Origin of the sequence: Sphingomonas sp. (assembly GCF_017304635.1) — a bacterium.
Taxonomy (GTDB): Bacteria; Pseudomonadota; Alphaproteobacteria; order Sphingomonadales; family Sphingomonadaceae; genus Sphingomonas.
Map to the genome: position 1 here is coordinate 210,579 of NZ_JAFKMA010000001.1, position 19,802 is coordinate 230,380.

Annotated in this window: 11 protein-coding genes; all 11 read left to right on the forward strand. The window is 68.7% G+C overall.

The genetic code is table 11. From position 1 onward, the window contains the following. The first annotated feature begins 183 nt into the window (after positions 1-183). The 11 genes from J0I47_RS01040 to fucP are packed head-to-tail and all read left to right on the forward strand — an operon-like array spanning position 184 to position 19,745. Positions 184-2,517, forward strand: coding sequence for a family 20 glycosylhydrolase (locus tag J0I47_RS01040; protein WP_294044586.1), 2,334 nt, complete (start codon positions 184-186; stop codon positions 2,515-2,517). Next, positions 2,514-5,081 carry a glycoside hydrolase family 2 protein gene (locus J0I47_RS01045; RefSeq protein WP_294044587.1) on the forward strand — a complete coding sequence of 856 codons (2,568 nt, stop codon included), beginning with the start codon at positions 2,514-2,516 and terminating at the stop codon, positions 5,079-5,081. Before J0I47_RS01040 ends, J0I47_RS01045 begins: the two co-directional genes overlap by 4 nt. After that, positions 5,078-7,600, forward strand: coding sequence for a glycoside hydrolase family 3 C-terminal domain-containing protein (locus J0I47_RS01050; RefSeq protein WP_294044588.1), 2,523 nt, complete (start codon positions 5,078-5,080; stop codon positions 7,598-7,600). Before J0I47_RS01045 ends, J0I47_RS01050 begins: the two co-directional genes overlap by 4 nt. After that, entirely contained in the window at positions 7,597-9,006 is a 1,410-nt protein-coding gene (locus J0I47_RS01055) for a glycoside hydrolase family 125 protein (RefSeq protein WP_294044589.1), read from the forward strand. The genes J0I47_RS01050 and J0I47_RS01055 overlap by 4 nt, the downstream gene beginning before the upstream one ends. Beyond that, positions 9,003-11,327 carry a GH92 family glycosyl hydrolase gene (locus J0I47_RS01060; protein ID WP_294044590.1) on the forward strand — a complete coding sequence of 775 codons (2,325 nt, stop codon included), beginning with the start codon at positions 9,003-9,005 and terminating at the stop codon, positions 11,325-11,327. The genes J0I47_RS01055 and J0I47_RS01060 overlap by 4 nt, the downstream gene beginning before the upstream one ends. After that, positions 11,324-13,579 (forward strand): hypothetical protein, encoded by a 2,256-nt coding sequence (locus tag J0I47_RS01065; RefSeq protein WP_294044591.1) that lies wholly within the window; start codon positions 11,324-11,326, stop codon positions 13,577-13,579. Before J0I47_RS01060 ends, J0I47_RS01065 begins: the two co-directional genes overlap by 4 nt. Continuing rightward, positions 13,576-15,486: an alpha-L-fucosidase gene (locus J0I47_RS01070; protein WP_294044592.1), complete on the forward strand. Its 1,911-nt coding sequence runs from the start codon at positions 13,576-13,578 to the stop codon at positions 15,484-15,486. The genes J0I47_RS01065 and J0I47_RS01070 overlap by 4 nt, the downstream gene beginning before the upstream one ends. A 56-nt stretch (positions 15,487-15,542) precedes the next feature. After that, complete coding sequence (locus J0I47_RS01075; RefSeq protein ID WP_294044593.1) at positions 15,543-16,283, forward strand: SDR family oxidoreductase; 741 nt, start codon at positions 15,543-15,545, stop codon at positions 16,281-16,283. A 10-nt stretch (positions 16,284-16,293) separates the two neighbouring features. Further along, positions 16,294-17,139: a fumarylacetoacetate hydrolase family protein gene (locus tag J0I47_RS01080; RefSeq protein ID WP_294044594.1), complete on the forward strand. Its 846-nt coding sequence runs from the start codon at positions 16,294-16,296 to the stop codon at positions 17,137-17,139. Then, positions 17,136-18,413 (forward strand): L-fuconate dehydratase, encoded by a 1,278-nt coding sequence (locus J0I47_RS01085; protein WP_294044595.1) that lies wholly within the window; start codon positions 17,136-17,138, stop codon positions 18,411-18,413. The genes J0I47_RS01080 and J0I47_RS01085 overlap by 4 nt, the downstream gene beginning before the upstream one ends. 57 nt (positions 18,414-18,470) lie before the next feature. Next, complete coding sequence (fucP, locus tag J0I47_RS01090) at positions 18,471-19,745, forward strand: L-fucose:H+ symporter permease (RefSeq protein WP_294044596.1); 1,275 nt, start codon at positions 18,471-18,473, stop codon at positions 19,743-19,745. The last annotated feature ends 57 nt before the right edge of the window (positions 19,746-19,802 follow it).

The window sequence follows — 19,802 nt, forward strand, 5'->3', positions numbered from 1 at the left end:
CCTTGGCTCATGCCCGGTCACATGGCCGGGCATGAGCAAACGCCAGGATGTTTCCCCGCGATGTCGGCCTCTTCCTTCCGCATCTGGCATCGCTACTCTGCCGCCGACGGTGCATGACCGTCGGCGGCATTTTTGTCGGGCGGGACGGGCGGCAGCCCGATCCACGATAGTGATGATGGGAGCATGAGCGTGCTGGTACGTCCTTGGTTGTCGATGGTTCTGGCGACGAGCGCGCTGGCGGGGCCAGTCCACGCGCAAACCCTGCCGCTGGTGCCGATGCCGGCGTCGATCGTGCCGGCCAGCGGTTCGTTCACGCTGCACGATGGCCAGGCGATCTCGGCGAAGGCGACCGATGGCGCCGCCATGACAGCGGCGCGGCTTCTGGCCGACCAGATCCGGGTGCAGCGCCATCTGACGCTGACGATCGCCGACACGCGCGGCGTGGCCATCGCTTTCGTCCGCGACGGATCGATCGCGGGTCGCGAGGCCTATCGCCTGACCGTCACCCCGCGCGGCATCACGATCGCGGCGTCGGGCGATGCCGGGTTGCTGTACGGCGCGATGACGCTCGCGCAGCTGGCGAGCCCCGACCGGAAGCTGGGCCAGCCGGTTGCGATCCCTGCGCTGACGATCGCCGACGCGCCGCGCTTCGCCTGGCGCGGGCTGATGGTCGACGTGACGCGTCATTTCCAGCCGATCGCGGTGCTGCGCACGATCGTCGACCAGATGGCCGCGGTGAAGTTGAACACGTTGCACATGCACCTGACCGACGATCAGGGTTGGCGCGTCGAGATCCGCAAATATCCCAAGTTGACGACAGTCGGCGGCTGGCGCACGCCGCCCTCGACCGGTGGCGCCCCCGGTGCGCCGGTCGGTGGATTCTACACGCAGGCCGAGTTGCGCGAGTTCGTCGCCTATGCCGCTGCGCGCGGTATCACCATTGTGCCGGAGGTCGACCTGCCCGGCCATGCGCAGGCACTGGTCGCGGCCTATCCCGAACTCGGCGTCGTCGGTGACCAGCCGGCGGTCGGCCACGATTGGGGCGTCAACCCGTACCTGTTCGACCCCGGGCCGAAGGGCATCGCATTCGTCAAGGACGTGCTCGACGAGTTGATGACGATCTTCCCCGGCACCTACATCCATCTCGGCGGCGACGAGGCGGTGAAGGAACAGTGGCAGCGCAGCCCGCGCGTCCAGGCGCAGATCGCTGCACTCGGCCTGAAGGACGAGGAAGCGCTGCAAAGCTGGATGATCGATCAGTTCGGCGGCTATCTGGAATCGAAGGGGCGTCGGCTGATCGGCTGGGACGAGATTTTGGAAGGCGGACTGCCGCCGTCCGCTTCGGTGATGTCGTGGCGCGGTGAAAAGGGCGCGGTCGATGCCGCGGGCCAAGGGCACGACGTCGTCCTGTCGCCGGGCGGGCCGCTTTATTTCGATCATTTCCAGAGCGACCGCAGCGACGAGCCGCCCGGGCGGTTCGATATCAACACGCTGGCCGCGGTCTATGCCTATGATCCGATGCCGGTGGGCATTCCGGCCGATCGCGCGGCGCACGTGCTGGGCGCGCAGGCTAACGTCTGGAGTGAGTTCCTGGTCACGCCGGCCGAGGTCGAGCACAAGATGTTCCCGCGTGCGGCGGCGCTCGCGGAGATCACATGGTCGCCCAAGGCGGCACGCGACTGGACCGGTTTCCTGCCGCGCGTCCGGAGGCAGAGCGATCGCTGGACCGCGAGTGGCGTGACCGTCGCCGATAGCGCGTTCGCCGTCGCCTTCGCGATCGACGGCGGGCGCGGTGCGGCGTTGCGCGCGGGCGTGATGCCGGTCACGCTGACGACGCAGGCCGGCTACGGCACGATCCGCTACACGCTCGACGGTAGCGAACCGACGGCGGCCTCGACCGCCTATGCCGGCAAGTTCACCGCGCCGCTGGGCGCGACCGTGCGGGCCGTCGCGTTCGACGCGAACGGTGAGGCCACCGCCGCTGTGCGCAACCTCGACACCTCGCGCGCCGCCCTGCTGAGGCGCACGAGCAGCGAGATGGAGGCGTGCCCGGCCGGCGCGCTGGGGATGCGCGTGCCGCTGACGCCGGACGCCACCGCCGCGACGCCGGCTTATGCGATCAACATCTTCGATACCTGCACGCTCTATCCCGATGCGCCGCTCGACATCGCGACCGGTTACCGCGTGGAAGTGGTCCGGCTGGCGCGCAACTATGGGCTGGCGCACGACGCGTCGGCGTTGCGGTCGCATTACGCGGTCTCCGACCATGGCGAACTGCTCGTTCAGGTCGGTTGTCGTGCGGCGGCAGCGGCGCGGGTGGCGGGCGACAAATCGGCGCGGCCGATCGCCGCCGGCATCTTCCCGTTGCCCGACCCGACCACCGCGCCGCAGCGCTTCGCCTTCACTGGCGCGTTGCCGCACGGGACGGGGGACGGCGATATCTGTTTCCAGTTCACCTCGCCGCTTTCCGACCCGTTCTACACGGTCGAGCGCGTCCAGCTGACCGAGGCGAAATGATGAAGTGGCTGGCGGCCGCCTCGCTGCTGGTCGCCATGCCGGCCATGGCAGAGCCGAAGCAGGTCACACCGCTCGACCAGGGCTGGCAAGTGCGGCTCGATCCCGCCGATCCGGCGGTCAAGGACCATCCGCGCGAGGCCGAGTGGTTCGCCGCGACCGTACCGGGCAGCGTGCAGCAGGATTTGATCGCGGCGGGCCGCGTGCCCGATCCGTATATCGGCCGTAACGAAGCGGCAATCCAATGGGTCGGGCTCGCCGGCTGGCAGTGGCGGCGGACGATCGACGTGACGCCGGCGATGCTGGCGCGGCGGCATATCGAGCTGGTCTTCGATGGCCTCGACACGTTCGCGACCGTCAGCGTCAACGGGCAGCAATTGCTGGTCGCCGCCAACGCGCATCGCCGCTGGCGGATCGATGCGAAGGCGGCGCTGCACGCCGGGCGCAACACGATCACCATCGCAATCGCTTCGCCGATCAAGCGCTTGCAGCCGATGGTACTGGCGATAGCGCATCCGCTGCCCGGCGAATATGACAGCGCGTTCGGCGACGAGCCGAAGGGGCGGCAGACCTCGCCTTACATCCGCAAGCCGAAATACCAGTACGGTTGGGACTGGGGGCCGCGCATCGTTTCGATCGGCCCGTGGCGGCCGATCCGGATCGAGGCGTGGGACGATGCCCGGCTCGATACGCTGCGGGTCGAGCAGGAAGCGCTGAACGATACCGAAGCGCGGGTAATCGCGCGGCTCGACGTGGTCGCCGACGCGGCGGTACGGCGGCGGGTGCGAGCGGTGGTGACGACGCCCGACGGGCGCACCGTTGCGGTCGAGCGCGACGTCGCGCTGGCACCCGGCGCGAATCATGTCGCCGTGCCGCTGACGATTGCTCGTCCGCAGCGCTGGTGGCCGGCCGGAGCGGGTGCGCAGCCGCTGTACAAGGTCACGGCGACGATCGGCGACGACGATCGGGCAGAGCGGCGCATCGGCTTGCACACGGTCGAGCTCGATCGTGTCAGCGGGGCGCTGACATTGCGCATCAACGGCCGGCCGATCTTCGCCAAGGGTGCCAATCTGATCCCGTTCGACGAGTTTCCGGCGCGTGTCACGCCTGCGCGGATGCGGTCGCTGCTGGCCGATGCCCGCACCGCCAATATGAACATGCTCCGCGTATGGGGTGGCGGCTATTACCTCGACGATGCGTTCTACGACGCCGCCGACGCGATGGGGCTAATGGTGTGGCAGGACTTCATGTTCGGCGGCGCGGTGACGCCGCCCGACGCCGACTTCCGCGCCAGCGTCGTCGCCGAAGCCGACGAGCAGGTTGCACGGTTGCAGGCGCATCCGTCGATCGTCCTATGGTCGGGCGGCAACGAGATCCTGGCCGGCTGGGAGAATTGGAGCGACCGCAAGGCGTTCAAACGCGCGGTCGGCGCCGATGAGCAGGAGCGGATCGGTACCGGGATGGCCGTGTTGTTCGATCGCGTGCTGCGCGACGCGGTGGTGCGCAACGCACCCGGCACGCCGTATTGGAACAACTCGCCGTCGAGCGACTATGAAGGGCCGATCGACACCGACGCGAACGGCGACCGTCATTTCTGGGACGTGTGGTCGGGGTCAAAACCGGTCGAGCGCTACCTCGACGGCTGCCCGCGCTTCATGTCAGAATATGGCTTCCAGGCGATGCCGGTGATGGTCACTATCCGCGCGTTCGCCGGCGATGGTCCGTTGACGCCCGACAGCGCGGTGATGAAGACGCATCAGAAGTTCCTCGACGGCGAGGGCAATGCACGGCTGCAATTCTACCTCGATCAACGGCTGCGGCCGGCGCGCGATTTCGCCGATTTCGTGTACCTGACGCAGGTCGACCAGGCGCAGGCGATCGCGATGGCGGCGCTGCACCATCGCGCCTGCCGGCCTGTCACGATGGGATCGCTCTATTGGCAGCTCAACGATGTCTGGCCAGGGACGTCGTGGTCGAGCATCGATTATTACGGTCGGTGGAAGCTGCTGCATTATGCCGCGCGCCGCTTCTACGCGCTGCAGGCGATCGTCGCCGAGCATGTCGGCGGTGCGACGCGGATCGCTCTCGTGTCGGATGCCGCCGCGCCGACTCCGGCAATGTGGCGAGTGCGTGCGATGGCGATGGACGGACGGTTGCTGAAACAGAGCAGCGCGACGGTCGTGCTGGCGCCCGACACCGCAATGGAGGCGGCGCGGCTCGACGATGCCGGGCTGTTCGGCGATGCGCCGGTGCCGTCGAGCTATGCGGTCGCCGAGCTGCTGGTCGGCGGCAAGGTCGTCAGCCGCACGATCGTCGAGCGCGCTGTGCCCAGGGACATGGCGTATCCAGACCCCGGCCTGACCGTACGCTGGCAGGGCAATCGCGTGACGGTCACTGCGGCGCGGCTTGCCCGCGCGGTCATGCTCGATTTCGGAGCGGTGGCGGCGCAACCGTCGGATAACGGATTCGACCTCTTGCCGGGGGAGAGCGTGACGGTCACCGTCACCGCCGACGCGACGCCGGCCATCCTGGCCGGTGCGCTGACATTGCGGAGCCTTGCCCGATGATATGGATTCTGCTCGCCGCGCAGGCGGCCGACCCGATCGCCGCCACGATCGCCACCATGACGATCGAGCAGAAGGCGGCCCAGCTGCAATCGAGCGCGCCCGCCGACGCGAAGGCGGAACTGCCCGCCTATGACTGGTGGAACGAGGGGCTGCATGGCCTGGCGCGCAACGGCCCGGCGACGGTCTTCCCGCAGGCGATCGCGCTGGCGGCGACATGGGACCCCGACCTGCTCGGCCGCATCGGCGATGTCGTTGCGACCGAGGCGCGCGCCAAGTTCAACGCGCGGCCGATCACCGCCAACCGGCGCCTGTACGAGGGGCTGACGATCTGGTCGCCCAACATCAACATCTTCCGCGATCCGCGCTGGGGGCGCGGGCAGGAAACCTATGGCGAGGACCCGTACCTGACCGGGCGGCTCGCGGTGTCGTTCATCGGCGGTTTGCAGGGGCCGGACCCGCGCCATCCCAAGGTCGTCGCCACGCCAAAGCATTTCGCGGTGCATAGCGGGCCGGAGGCGGGGCGCGACGGCTTCGACGTCGATCCGTCCCCACGCGATCTGGAGGCGACCTACTTCCCCGCCTTTCGCATGGCGATGACCGAAGGCCACGCGCGGTCGCTGATGTGCGCGTACAACGCCATTCACGGCACGCCGGTCTGCGCGCTGCCCGCGCTGCTGGTCGATCGGCTGCGGCATGATTGGGGTTTTACTGGCTTCACCGTATCGGATTGCGACGCAGTCGCGAACATCGCGACGTTCCACCATTACCGGCTCGACAGCCCCGCGGCGGCGGCGGCGGCCCTGCGTGCCGGGACCGACATCAATTGCGGCTCGACATATGCGGCGCTGCCCGCGGCGGTCGCCGGCGGCCTGGTCGGCGTCGGCGAGGTCGATGCGGCGCTGACGCGGGCGTTCACGGCGCGCCGCGACCTCGGCATCGCATTCGGCGGGACGTCGCCTTGGTCACGTATCGCGCCGAGCGAGGTGGCGACGCCGGCGCACCGTGCCGTCGCGCTGGAGGCGGCGCGCAAGTCGATCGTGCTGCTCCAGAACGCCAACGATCTGCTGCCATTGAAGGCGACGACGCGGCTCGCCGTGATCGGCGCCGATGCCGACGATCTCGGCGTGCTCCAGGGCAATTACAACGGCGCGGCGTTCGCACCGGTGACGCCGCTGGAAGGGTTGGCGGCGCGGTTCGCGAGCGTCGACTATGCGCAAGGATCGGTGCTCGCGGAAGGCGCGCCGGTCGTCATGCCGCGCACCGCGCTGCGCAACCTGACCGCAACCTACACCGTCGCGGGCAAACCGATCGTCACGCGGCGCGAGGCGCGTATCGACCTCAACCTCACGCGCATGCCGCCCGCCGCGGGCTTGCCGGTCAGTGGGTGGCAGGGGCATTGGGCCGCGACCTTCACGCCGCCGGGGCCGGGTCGCTACCGCCTGGTGCTGCAACAGGCGCAATGCTGGAAGGATTGCACGGAACATGACCGCGCCACGCTGACGCTGGGCGGTCACGTGTTGCACGACGGCGCGGTGCCGCACGGACGGGTCGAGTTGACGATCGATAGCGACGGCACACCACAGCCGCTGGTACTCGATCTCGATCATCGCAGCGAGGACGAGAGCGTGCGGCTGCTGTGGTTGCCCCCCGCCGCGCCGTTGCTCGACGAAGCGGTGGCGAAGGCGAAGGCGGCGGATGTCGTCGTGCTGGTCGCCGGCCTCTCGCCCGATCTCGAGGGGGAAGCGCTGCCGGTGCGGGTGCCTGGTTTCGTCGGCGGCGACCGCACCGACATTGCCTTGCCCGAGCCGCAGGCGAAGCTGGCCGCAGCGTTGCGCGCGACCGGCAAGCCCGTCGTCCTGGTGCTGGCGAGCGGCAGCGCGGTCTCGGTCGATCCGGCATCGGCCGACGCGATCGTTGCGGCGTGGTATTCGGGCGAAGCGGGTGGGACGGCGCTGGCCGATACACTGGTCGGTGCGAACAACCCGTCCGGGCGGTTGCCGGTGACTTTCTATCGCTCGACCGCCGATCTGCCGGCGTTCGTCGATTATGGCATGAAGGAGCGGACCTACCGCTACTTCACCGGCACGCCGCTCTGGGGTTTCGGCCATGGGCTGAGTTACACGCGGTTCGGCTATGGCGATGTTACTGCCACGGGAGCCGCGACCGGATCGCCGATCACGATCCGCGCGCGCGTCGCCAACCAGGGCGCGCGGGCTGGCGAGGAAGTCGTCCAGGCCTATGTCGTCCCGCCCGTCAGCGACGAGCAAACCGGCTTCACCGATCCCGTCCTGCAACGACAACTCGCCGGTTTCGCGCGGGTCGCGTTGCGGCCGGGGGAAGCACGCACGGTCGCGATCACGCTCGATCCGCGCCGGCTGTCGACGGTCGCGCGCGACGGCACGCGCCGAGTTCTGCCCGGACGCTACCGCATCTGGATCGGCGGCGGCCAGCCGGGCGACGGGCCGGGCCAGTGGGTCGAGGTCGACCTGACTGGCAGTGCCGTGGTGCTGCCGAAGTGATCGATCGTCGCGCGGTGCTGGCGGGCGGCGCGGCGCTGGTGGCGGGCCCGGTGCTGGCCGCCGTTCCTCGGTTCGCGTCGCGCCGACCGGCCCCGGGCGAGCGTCGCTTCGTCAGCCCGGCTGTCGAGCGGACGATCGTCGACGTCGGCCGGCGGATCGGCGATCCCAAGCTGGCCTGGATGTTCGCCAACGCCTGGCCCAACACGCTCGACACGACGGTGCTCGCGGCGAGCGAGAGCGACAGTTTCGTCATCACCGGCGACATACCGTGCCTGTGGCTGCGCGATTCCGCGGCGCAGATGCATTCGTACATGCCGCTGCTGCGCGACGATCCCAAGCTGGCAATGCTGGTTCGTGGCCTGATCGCGCGGCAGGCGCGGTCGATCCTGATCGATCCGTACGCCAACGCCTTCATGCAGGATCCCGCTGCGGCGACCAGCCTCGACTGGGCGAAGCACGACGACACGGTGATGAAGCCGGGTGTCGCCGAGCGGAAGTGGGAAGTCGATTCGCTCTGCTACGCCATCCGGCTCGCGTACGGTTACTGGCAGGCGACGCGCGATCCGCGGCCGTTCGATGCGACCTGGGCGGAGGCGGCGCGGACGATCGTGCGCACGTTCCGCGAGCAGCAGCGCAAGCACGGCGAGGGGCCGTACCGTTTCCGTCGCAGCGCGCCGGAGCCGACCGAAACGCTGTCGGGTGGGTATGGCGCGCCGACGCGCAAGATCGGGCTGATCCATTCAGGGTTCCGGCCGTCCGACGATTCGTGCACCTATCCGTTCCTGATCCCCGCCAATCTGTTTGCGGTGACGGCGCTGCGCGAGCTTGCGGTGTTGGCGCGCGATGTGCGGCCGGAGCCGACGCTGGCCGCGGAGGCGACGGCGCTGGCCGACGAAGTGGCAAAGGCGCTCACGGCGCATGGCCGGATGCGCCTGCCCGACGGCCGTGCGGTCTGGGCCTATGAAATCGATGGGTACGGCAACGCGCTGTTCATGGACGACGCCAACGTCCCGTCGCTGTCGGGGCTGGCCTATCTCGGCTGCGTGACGCCGCGTGACCCGCTGTGGCGCACGACCGCGGCGGCGGCGTGGAGCGACGCCAACCCCTGGTTCTTCCGTGGCCGCGCCGGTGAGGGGATCGGCGGGCCGCATGTCGGGCGCCGCTACATCTGGCCGATGTCGCTGATCGTCCGTGCGCTGTCGAGTGACGACGACGCCACGATCCGCGCCTGCCTCGCCACGCTGCGTGCGACCGACGCCGATACAGGCTTCATCCACGAGGCGTTCGACATGGACGATGCAGCGACGTTCACGCGGCCGTGGTTCGCCTGGGCCAATGGCCTGTTCGGCGAACTGATCCTGAAACTCGCGGCGAAGCGTCCGCATCTGTTGGAGGCGTTCGCGTGAGGATCAGCCGGCGGACGCTGCTGCAATCCTCGGCGCTCGCGCTCGCGATCCCGCGTGTCGCGCAGGCCGCGACGCGTACCGCGCCCAATCTGTTCGTCGGTACCGGCGGGCACGGGCATACCTATCCCGGCGCGACCCTGCCCTGGGGTATGGTCCAGCTGTCGCCCGACACCGATGTCGAGCGGTGGGATGCCTGTTCCGGCTATCATCGCGGCGACACTTCGATCATGGGGTTCAGCCACACGCATCTGTCGGGCACCGGGATCGGCGACATGCTCGACGTGCTAGTGGTGCCGACTGCCAGCAAGGACAGAAACGCGCCGGTGAAGCTCGTGCCGGGGACGCTTGCCGATCCGGGCGCGGGGTATCGCCAGCGCTTCACCGCAGAAGCCGCCGAGCCCGGTTATTACCGCGTCGCGCTGGAGAGCGGTGTGCGGTCCGAGTTGACGGTGACCGAGCGCACCGGCTGGCATCGGCATACGTTCCCGCCCGGACCGGGGCATGTTCTGATCGACCTGTCGCACCTTGTGCTGGACTCGTCCGACAAGCAGCCGCTGATCGACGATGCGCATATCGCGATCGATGCCAATGGCACGCTGACCGGCGGGCGGCGGGTGTTCCGCTGGGCGAAGGGGCGGCGGATCTTCTTCGCGATGCAGCTGTCGCGCCGGCCTAACCGCGTGACGCTGTACGGCGACGGCGATGTCGCGCAGCCGGGCGGTACGACGCGCGTCGACGGGCGGCGGCTGAAAGCCGTGTTGCACTATGACGATGCCGGGGCGGCACCGCTGTTGATCCGGTGCGGCCTGTCGGCGGTGAACGTCGATGGCGCGCGCGCCAATCTGGCGGCGGAGGCGCCGCATTGGCATTTCGACCATGTCCGCCACACGGCTCGCCGTCGCTGGGCGGGTTTGCTCGATCGCATCCGCGTCGACGGCGGCAGCGAGGACCAGCGCGTCATCATGGCCTCCGCGCTATATCATGCGTTGCTGGCACCGACCTTGGTATCCGACGTCAATGGGCGCTACCCGGCGCTCGACGGCAGTATCGCGCAAGTCCCGGCCAATGGCGCGGCGCACAGCACCTGGTCGCTATGGGATACGTACCGCGCGCTGCATCCCCTGATGACCCTGATCGCGCCGGAGCGCACGAAGCTGCTGATCGACGATCTGATCCGTCAGACGGCGCAGTCGCCCTACGGCCCGCTGGTCTGGCCGTTGCAGGGCAAGGAAACGGGGACGATGATCGGCTGGCACGGCGTCGTGCCGCTCGCCGAAGCGCAGGCGAAGGGCATCCCCGCCGATTACGCCGCCGCCTGGCCGGCGATCCGCAAGCGCTCGTTCGATTTTACGGCGCCCGATCAGGACAACAGCCTTGGCCGTGACCTGTACGATGCCAAGGGGTATGTCCCCGCCGATAAGGTGTTCGAAAGCGTCAGTCGAACGCAGGAATATGCCTATGACGACTGGGCGTCGTCGCATCTGGCGGGTGCGGCGGGCGCGGGCGCCGATGCCGACCGGCTGCGCCAGCGATCGGGCAATTGGCGCAACGTCATCGACGGCACGATCGGCTTCGCCCGCCCGCGGTTCGCCGACGGCAGCTGGTGGACGCCGTACGACCCGATCCAGCTCGGCCACATGCCCAAGCCGTGGTGGCGCGATTATACCGAGGCCAACGGCTGGCAGGCGACGTTCCTCAACCAGCACGACGTCTATGGCCTGATCGCACACATCGGCGGCGATGCGACGTTCGAGGCGAAGCTCGACGCGCTGTTCACCGCGCCCTCGACGCTGCCGGCGAACGCGCCACCCGACATATCGGGACTGGTCGGGCAATATGCCCACGGCAACGAGCCCGACCAGCACGCGGCCTATCTCTACGCCTTCGCCGGACTGCCGTGGAAGACGCAGGCGATGGTACGGCGTTTGTGCACCGAAATGTACCGGAACGACCCCGACGGCGTCATCGGCAACGACGATTGCGGCCAGATGAGCGCGTGGTTCGTGCTGTCGGCGCTCGGCTTTTATCCGGTCGATCCGGTCGAGGCGGTGTACGTGTTCGGATCGCCGCTGTTCGAACGTGCCGTGGTTTCGATGAGGGAGGGGCGGCGGCTCGTCATCGAAGCGCCGGGTAATAGCGCCATGACGCCATATGTGCAGTCGGTGACGTGGAACGGCGAGCCATGGACGCGGAGCTGGATCGCGCATGCCGATCTGGTGCGCGGCGGCAGGTTGCGCTTCACTATGAGCGCGACGCCCAATCGGACGTTCGGCCGCGCGCTCGCCGATCGGCCACCGTCGTTCGGTCGACAGCCCGGGTGATCGCCGCGGCGATCCTGCTGGCCGGCATGGCGCGGTTCGATTGCGTCGTCGCCGGGCCAGGCGGTGCGGTGGCGGCCGACCTGCTGGCGGCCCGATTGGCGGAGCGAACCGGACGCGCGGTGTCGCGTGAACCGTGCCGGCGGATGCTGCTGATCGCTCCGACGCCCGCGATCACCGCGCAATTGCCGCGAGGAGCGAGGGGCGAGTGGCAGCGAGTCCGTCCGCGTCGTCAACCGGCCGAGGGCTATGCGGTGCGACGCGTGGGCGAGATGACCGTGATCGCCGCGCCCCGGCTGCGCGGGCTCGTCTACGGCGCGGGGTGGGCGTTGCGCGCGCTACGCGGGGACAACAGGCTGGCAGGGGCGATGCGGATCGATGCCGCGCCAGCCTATCCGGCGCGGCTGACCCAGATCGGCTATCGTGCTAAGAACAATACCTACGATGCCTGGACGCTGGCGATGTTTCAGCGACGGATCGAGGATCTCGCGCTGTGGGGAGCAAGCGGGGTGCAGGTGATCGCGCCGGTGTCCGACGATGCGGCGGCCAGCTCGCTGTTTCCGGCACCGCCGTTGCCGACGCTCGCCGGGATCGGCCGGATCGCGCATCGGCTGGGGATCGATTTCGCGCTCTATTACCCGCTGCTCGGCGATTACGACAAGTCGGGGGAAACGGCGGCGGAGATGGGCCGGCTCCGCGATCTGCTCGCTTCCTTGCCGCAGGTCGATGCGCTCTACATTCCGGGCGGCGACCCTGGGCACAGCCCGCCGCCCACGCTGTTTCGCGTCGCGCGACAGGCGGCCGAGTTCGCGCGCGCAGCCAATCCGGCGACCCGGCTGTGGGTATCGACGCAAGGGTTCGATGCCGCGGGATACGAGGCGTTCTACGCCGAACTGGCGAAGCGGCGGGACTGGCTGACCGGCATCTTCGTGGGCCCGCAATCGCGCGACCCGCTGCCGCGGCAACGCGCGCGCATCCTGGCGCGCTATCCGGTCGAGCTCTATCCCGACATCGGCCACACGATGCACGCGCAGTTTCCGGTCGATCGCTGGCACCCGGCGTTCGCTCTAACGGAGGGACGGGAGCCGATCGACCCGCGCCCGGTCGCGTTCGCCGCGATCTTCCGCCGCTTCGCTCCCTTGTCGCAGGGGTTCGTGACCTATTCGGAGGGGGTCAATGACGACGCCAACCAGTATCTCTGGATGCGGCTCGGATGGACGCCACAAACCGATCCGGCGTCGGTGATGGCGGAATACGGGCGCACCGTCGTCGGCGACGAACGCGCGGGCGCGCTGACGGTCGCGCTCGAGCGGAACTGGGTGGGCGACCCGGCCGGCAATGACGGCATCGACGCGACGCTGGCGATGGCGGACGGGCTGCGCGGCGACGGGTGGCAGGCGGACAGCCTGCGATATCGCACAGTGTACGATGCGCTGGTTCGGGCGCGACTGATCGCGGCGCGGGCACGCGATGCGGCGGCGACGATGGCGTTGAGGCGCGGTGACGCCGATGGTGCGCTGGCGGCCTATTCGACGCCGGATGGTCAGCGCGCGACGAAGCTGCGCAACCGCCTGTTCGCGTTGGCGGCGCGCTTGTACGCCAAGGCGCGGCTGCAGCTCAGCGTGCCGCTCTATGGCGCGTCGGATGTCGAGCGCGGCGCCAATCTCGATCGCGTCGACGTGCCGCTCGACGATCGCACCTGGTTGACGCCACGGATCGCGGCGGCGCGGGGCGATCGGACGGCACTCGCGCGTCTGGCGGATAATGCGCGGGCGAGCGAAGGCGCGCTCTACGACGACCTCGGCGATCCCGATCACGAGCCGCATCTGGTGCGCGGGCAAGGGCTGACAACCGATCCGCAAGGCTTCGCGACGGCGATCGACGGCATCGCCGACCGCACGCCGGCGGACGGCTGGCGCCTGTCGCAGATCAGCTATGCCGAGACGCTCTACGACGCGCCGCTGCGGTTACATTATGCCGGGCTCGACCCGCGTCGCGCCTATCGCCTGATCGCGACTTGGGCGGGCGAGGATTACGCGCTGCCGATGCAGCTCGTCGCCAACGGCACGATCGAACTTCATCCCTTCCGCCCTCGGACCGGCAATCCCGAGACAGTCGAGATCGCGATCCCGCGCGCCGCCACCGCGCGCGGCACGCTCGACCTCGCGTGGCGACGACCGCCTGGCATGGGGGGCAGTGGACGCGGCCACCAGATCGCCGAAACCTGGCTCATCCCTGAAGGAGCGACAAAGTGACCGACCTGACCCGCCGCAGCCTCGTCGCGTCCGGCCTGGCGCTGTCCGCCGCGCCGGCGCTGGCCCGTGCCGACGTGGCGCCGCCCGCACCCTGGGGCGCCGTCCCCTCCGCGCGGCAATGGGCGTGGCATAAGCGCGAGCGCTACGCCTTCGTCCACTTCTCGATCAACACCTTCACCGACAAGGAATGGGGCTATGGCGATGAAAGCCCGGCGCTGTTCAATCCGACCGATTTCGATCCCGACCAGATCGTCGCGGCGGCGAAGTCGGCGGGGCTGACCGGGCTGATCCTGACGGCCAAACACCATGACGGCTTCTGCCTGTGGCCGACGCTGCTGACCGAGCATTGCATCCGGAATTCGCCGTACAAGGGTGGCAAGGGCGATATCGTCGGCGAACTGGAGCGCGCGGTCCGCCGCGCCGGGCTGTCGTTCGGCCTGTACCTGTCGCCGTGGGACCGCAACCACGCCGAATACGGCCGCCCGGCTTATGTCGATTATTACCGCCAGCAGGTCGTCGAGCTTTGCACGCGCTACGGCGAGTTGTTCGAGTTCTGGTTCGACGGCGCGAATGGCGGCGACGGCTATTATGGCGGGGCGCGCGAGACGCGGAAGATCGACGCGCCGCGCTACTACGACTGGCCGTCGATCATCCGGCTGGTTCACCGGCACCAGCCGATGGCATGTACGTTCGATCCGCTCGGCGCCGATATCCGCTGGGTGGGCAACGAGGACGGCGTGGCGGGCGATCCGTGCTGGCCGACCATGCCGAACCATCCCTACGTCCAGGCCGAAGGCAATAGCGGGGTGCGCGGAGCGCCGCTGTGGTGGCCGGCGGAGACCGACGTGTCGATTCGCCCCGGCTGGTTCTATCATGCCGACGAGGATGCGCGGGTGAAGACGCCCGAGCGGCTGGTGCGGCTTTACGATGAGTCGGTCGGGCGAGGAACGAACCTCAATCTCAACCTGCCGCCCGATCGGCGCGGGAGGATCGCCGATGCCGATTTGGCGTCGCTTGCGTCGTTCGGCGCGGCGATGCGCGCGACGTTCGCCAGTGATCTGGCGCGAGGAGCCGTCGCGCATGCCAGTGCGTCGCGTGGCGCGCGATTCGCGCCGTCGCGCGTGCTCGACGGGGATCGCGAGAGCTATTGGTCGACCCCGGATGACGTCACCACGCCCAGCCTCACGCTCGATCTCCCGCCGGGGCGGTCGTTCGACCTGATCCGGTTGCGCGAATATCTGCCGCTCGGCGCCCGCGTCACACGGTTCGCGCTCGATGCCGAGGTCGATGGCGCCTGGCGGACGCTGGCCGAGCATGACTGCATCGCGGCGCAGCGACTGATCCGCTTGCCGCAGCCGATCGCCGCGCGACGCGTGCGGCTGCGCATTCTCGAGGCGCCCGTCTGCCCGGCGGTCAGCGAGGTCGCGCTGTTCCGCCAAGTCGCACCGACGCCTGTCGCGGTCGCGCGCGTGAGCGATCCAACGGTGCTCTCGAATACGCATTGGTCAATAGTGACGGCGTCGGGAGGCGATGCCCGACGATCGATCGACAGCGACCCAACCACCGCCTGGGTCGTGCCGGCGCCGAACGCCGTCCGGCCAGCCAGCGTCACGATCGATCTCGGCACGCCGGAAGCGCTTGCCGGCTTTTCGCTGACTCCGAGCCGCGCCGTCATGACCGGCACCGCACCGCCGCGCGGCTACGTCGCGGAGACGAGTATCGATGGCAAGGCATGGGCCATGGCCGCGATAGGGGAGTTTCCAAACATCGCCTACGCTTTGTCGACGCAGCGCATCGTTTTTGCGGTGGCACGACCGGCGCGATTCCTGCGGCTTACCTTCGCTGCGACCGCTATCCCCGCCGAGAAGCTCGGTATCGCCGAGATCGGTGCTTTCGTCGCCAAATAATACTCTTGCTATAAAAACTATTTTGACTGATGAAATACGCAAGAGAGAGGGTGGGCATGCGCTTCGATGACAAGGTCGCGCTCGTCACGGCAGCGGGCAATGGCATCGGCCGGGCGGTCGCGGAGCGGCTGCGCGACGAGGGCGCGCGCGTCTGGGCGCTCGATCGCGATGCCGCGGCGCTGGCGACGATCGCCGGTGTCGAACGGGTGACGATCGACCTCACCGATGCGGAGGCGGTTGCGGCATTGCCTGATCGCGTCGGTCCGGTCGACGTCATCGCCAATATCGCGGGATTTGTGGCGGCAGGGGACATCCTGACGTGCAGCGATGCCGACTGGGCCTTGTCGTTCGACCTCAACGTCACCGCGATGCATCGCGTCATCCGCGCGTTCCTGCCCGGCATGCTGGCGCACGGCGGCGGTGCGATCGTCAACATGAGCAGCATCGCGTCGAGTGAGAAAGGCATCCCCGGCCGCTATGCCTATGGCGCGTCCAAGGCGGCGGTGATCGGGCTGACCAAGTCGATCGCGGCGGACTTCGTCGGTCGCGGTATCCGGTGCAACGCGGTGTGTCCGGGAACGGTCGAGACGCCTTCTTTGCGCGAGCGGATTGCCGCGCAGGCGAGTGCCACCGACAGTTCGGTCGACGAGGTTACTGCGGTCTTCGTCGCGCGCCAGCCGATGGGTCGCCTCGGCCGCGCGGACGAGATCGCCGCGCTCGTCACGTATCTTGCCAGCGACGAAGCTGGCTTCACCACCGGCGCCGTCCACGTGATCGACGGCGGCTGGCTGACATGAAGGCATTGCCATGAAGCTGCTGCGCTATGGTCCGATCGGCGAGGAACGCGCCGGTCTTCTCGATGCGGACGGGGCGATCCGCGCGTTGCCCGAGGCGCTGGGCGATCTTGGTGGCGCGCGGCTGACGCCCGCCGGCCTGGCGGAGATTGCGGCGCTCGATCCGGCCGCGCTGCCGGTCGTGCCCGGCAACCCCCGCATCGGCGCCTGCATCGCGCGGCCGGGCAAGTTCGTCTGCATCGGACTCAATTATTCGGATCACGCCGCCGAGACCGGTGCCCAGCCGCCCGCCGAGCCGATCGTGTTCGGCAAATGGACCAGCGCCGTGGTCGGGCCGGACGACGACGTCATCATTCCGCGCGGGTCGGAAAAGACCGACTGGGAGGTCGAGCTCGGTGTCGTGATCGGTAGTGCGGCGCGCCATGTCGATGCCGCCGACGCGCTGGCGCACGTCGTGGGCTATTGCGTGGTCCACGACGTGTCGGAGCGCGCGTTCCAGCTCGAGCGCGGCGGGATGTGGGACAAGGGCAAGGGGTGCGACAGCTTCGGCCCGATCGGCCCGTGGCTGGTGACGACCGACGACATTCCCGACCCGCAGGCATTGCGGCTGTGGCTGGAGGTGGACGGGCATCGCTATCAGGACGGCACCACCGCCAACATGATCTTCACCGTCGCCGAACTGGTCGCCTATGTCAGCGGGTTCTGCACGCTGGAACCTGGCGACATCATCGCGACGGGCACGCCGGCCGGTGTCGGGCTTGGGCAGAAGCCGCCGGTGTTCCTGCGGCCCGGCCAGACCGTGCGGCTCGGTATCGACGGGCTCGGCGCGCAGACCCAGCGGACGGTCGCCGCAGCATGACGCGCATCGTCGGGATGCGAACCGTGGACTTGCGGTTCCCGACCAGCCTGGCGCTGGACGGGTCCGACGCGATGAATCCCGACCCCGATTATTCGGCCGCTTATGTCATTCTCGACACCGACACGCCGGGCCTCGCGGGACATGGCCTGACCTTCACGATCGGTCGCGGCAACGAGGTGTGCATCGCCGCGATCGAGGCGATGCGGCATCTGGTGATCGGGCTCGATCTCGACTGGATCGCCGCGCATCCGGGCGAGATGTGGCGGCGGTTGACCGGCGATAGCCAGTTGCGCTGGATCGGGCCGGACAAGGGCGCGATGCATCTGGCGACCGGTGCGGTCGTCAACGCGATCTGGGATTTGTGGGCGAAGGCGGCGGGCAAGCCGCTGTGGCGGCTGGTAGCCGACATGACGCCGGCGGAGATCATCGCCGCGATCGATTTCCGCTATCTGACCGACGCGATCACCCCGGATCAGGCGCTCGCGCTGCTGACGGAACGCGCCGCCGGCAAGGCGGAGCGGATCGCGCGGCTCCAGCGCGAAGGCTATCCCTGCTACACGACCTCGGCCGGGTGGCTCGGCTATCCCGACGACAAGCTGCGCCGCCTGGCCCGCGAGGCAGCCGCGGCCGGGTTCGAGCATGTGAAGCTGAAGGTCGGCCGCGACCTTGACGACGATGTCCGCCGCGTGCGCATCGCGCGTGATGAGCTCGGGCCCGACCGGCGGCTGATGATCGACGCGAACCAGGTGTGGGAGGTCGGCCAGGCGATCGAATGGATCAACGCGCTCGCCTTCGCCGATCCGTGGTTCGTCGAGGAACCGACCAGCCCCGACGATGTGCTGGGCCATCGCGCGATCCGCGACGGCATCGGCGGGATCCGCGTTGCGACCGGCGAGATGTGCCAGAACCGCATCCTGTTCAAACAGTTCATGGCGGCGGGCGCGGTCGATGTGGTCCAGCTCGATGCGTGTCGCGTCGGCGGGGTGAACGAGGCGCTGGCGGTGCTGTTGCTGGCGGCGCGGTTCGACTTGCCGGTCTGTCCGCATGCCGGCGGGGTCGGGCTGTGCGAATATGTCCAGCATCTGTCGATGATCGATTACCTGTGCTTCTCCGGCACGACCGACGGGCGCGTCGCGGAATATGTCGATCACCTGCACGAGCATTTCGTCGATCCGTGCATCGTCGAACACGCCGCCTATCGCGCGCCCGCTCAGCCGGGCTATTCGATCGAGATGAAGCCGGAGACGCTGGTCGATTATCGCTATGTGCCATGACGTCGCGGTCTGTCGGCAATAAGCTCGACGGCGCGAGGAAATAGGAGAGGGGGGAAGATGACCGCTGGAACCGGACGCCGCTACGTTCCCGCCATCGTCCTGACCGTGTCGCTGTTCTTCCTGTGGGGGATGGCGAACAACCTCAACGATATCCTGATCGCGCAGTTCAAGCGCAGCTTTACGCTTACGGATTTCGAAACCAGCTTCGTTCAGCAATCCTTCTATGTCGGGTATTTCCTGTTCGCGATTCCGGCGGCGATCGTCGCGCGGCGGGGTGGATACAAGGCGGCGATCGTCACCGGGTTGCTGCTATACGCGGCCGGCGCGTTGCTGTTCTATCCGGCGGCACGGTTCGCCGAATATCGCTGGTTCCTGGCGGCTCTGTTCGTGATCGCGAGCGGTCTGGCGTTCCTGGAGACGGCGGCGAACCCGCTGGTCACCGAACTGGGCGCGCCGGAGGGGGCCGCGTGGCGGCTGACGCTCGCGCAGGCGGCGAACCCGCTCGGCACGGTCACCGGCGTCCTGATCGGGCGATTCTTCATCCTGTCCGACTTGCCCGCCGACCCAGCGCGGATCGCGACGCTAAGCGCGGCCGAGCGCGCGGCATTGCTGCGCGCCGACGTCGCCGCGGTGCAGGCGCCGTACATCGCGATCGGCGTCGTAGTGCTCGCGTTCGCGCTCGCGGCGGCACTGATCCGCTTTCCCGAGCGGGCCGAGGTGGAGACCAACGGCCAGGGCGGCGGCGCGCGCGATGTCGCGCAGGCGCTGCGCGATCCACGGCTGCGCTTCGCGGCGGTCGCGCAATTCTTCTATGTCGGCGCGCAGGTCGGCCTGTGGAGCTACACGATCCGCTACGCCCAGGCGAACGTGCCGGGGATGAGCGAGCGTACCGCCGCTGACTATCTGTTCGCCAGCTTGGTCCTGTTCGGATTCGGCCGGTTGGCGGGCTCGGCCCTGATGCGCCGCATCGCGCCGCCGCTGCTGCTCGCCGCCTTCGCGCTCGCCAGTCTGACCCTCGCGATTGCCGCCGCGCTGATCGGCGGCGAGGCCGGCCTGTGGGCGCTGGTCGCGACGAGCTTCTTCATGTCGGTGCAGTTCCCGACGATCTTTGCGTTGGGTATCGAGCGGCTGGGGCCGCTGCGGCGCGCCGGGTCGTCGATCATCGTGATGGCGGTGATCGGCGGCGCGGTCGTCACCGCGATCATGGGGCGCGTGTCGGACCTCGCGAGCATCGATCGCGCCATGCTGGTGCCGGCGGTCTGCTTCGTCGTCGTGCTGTTGTTTGCGCGTCGCGTTCGCAGTAGCGCGCCCGTTGCGATGCGCGTTCATTAATCGCCGCCCCACCCCCTTTACGCCGCTGCTTTTCGCTGCTTGACCGACGTTGAGGCC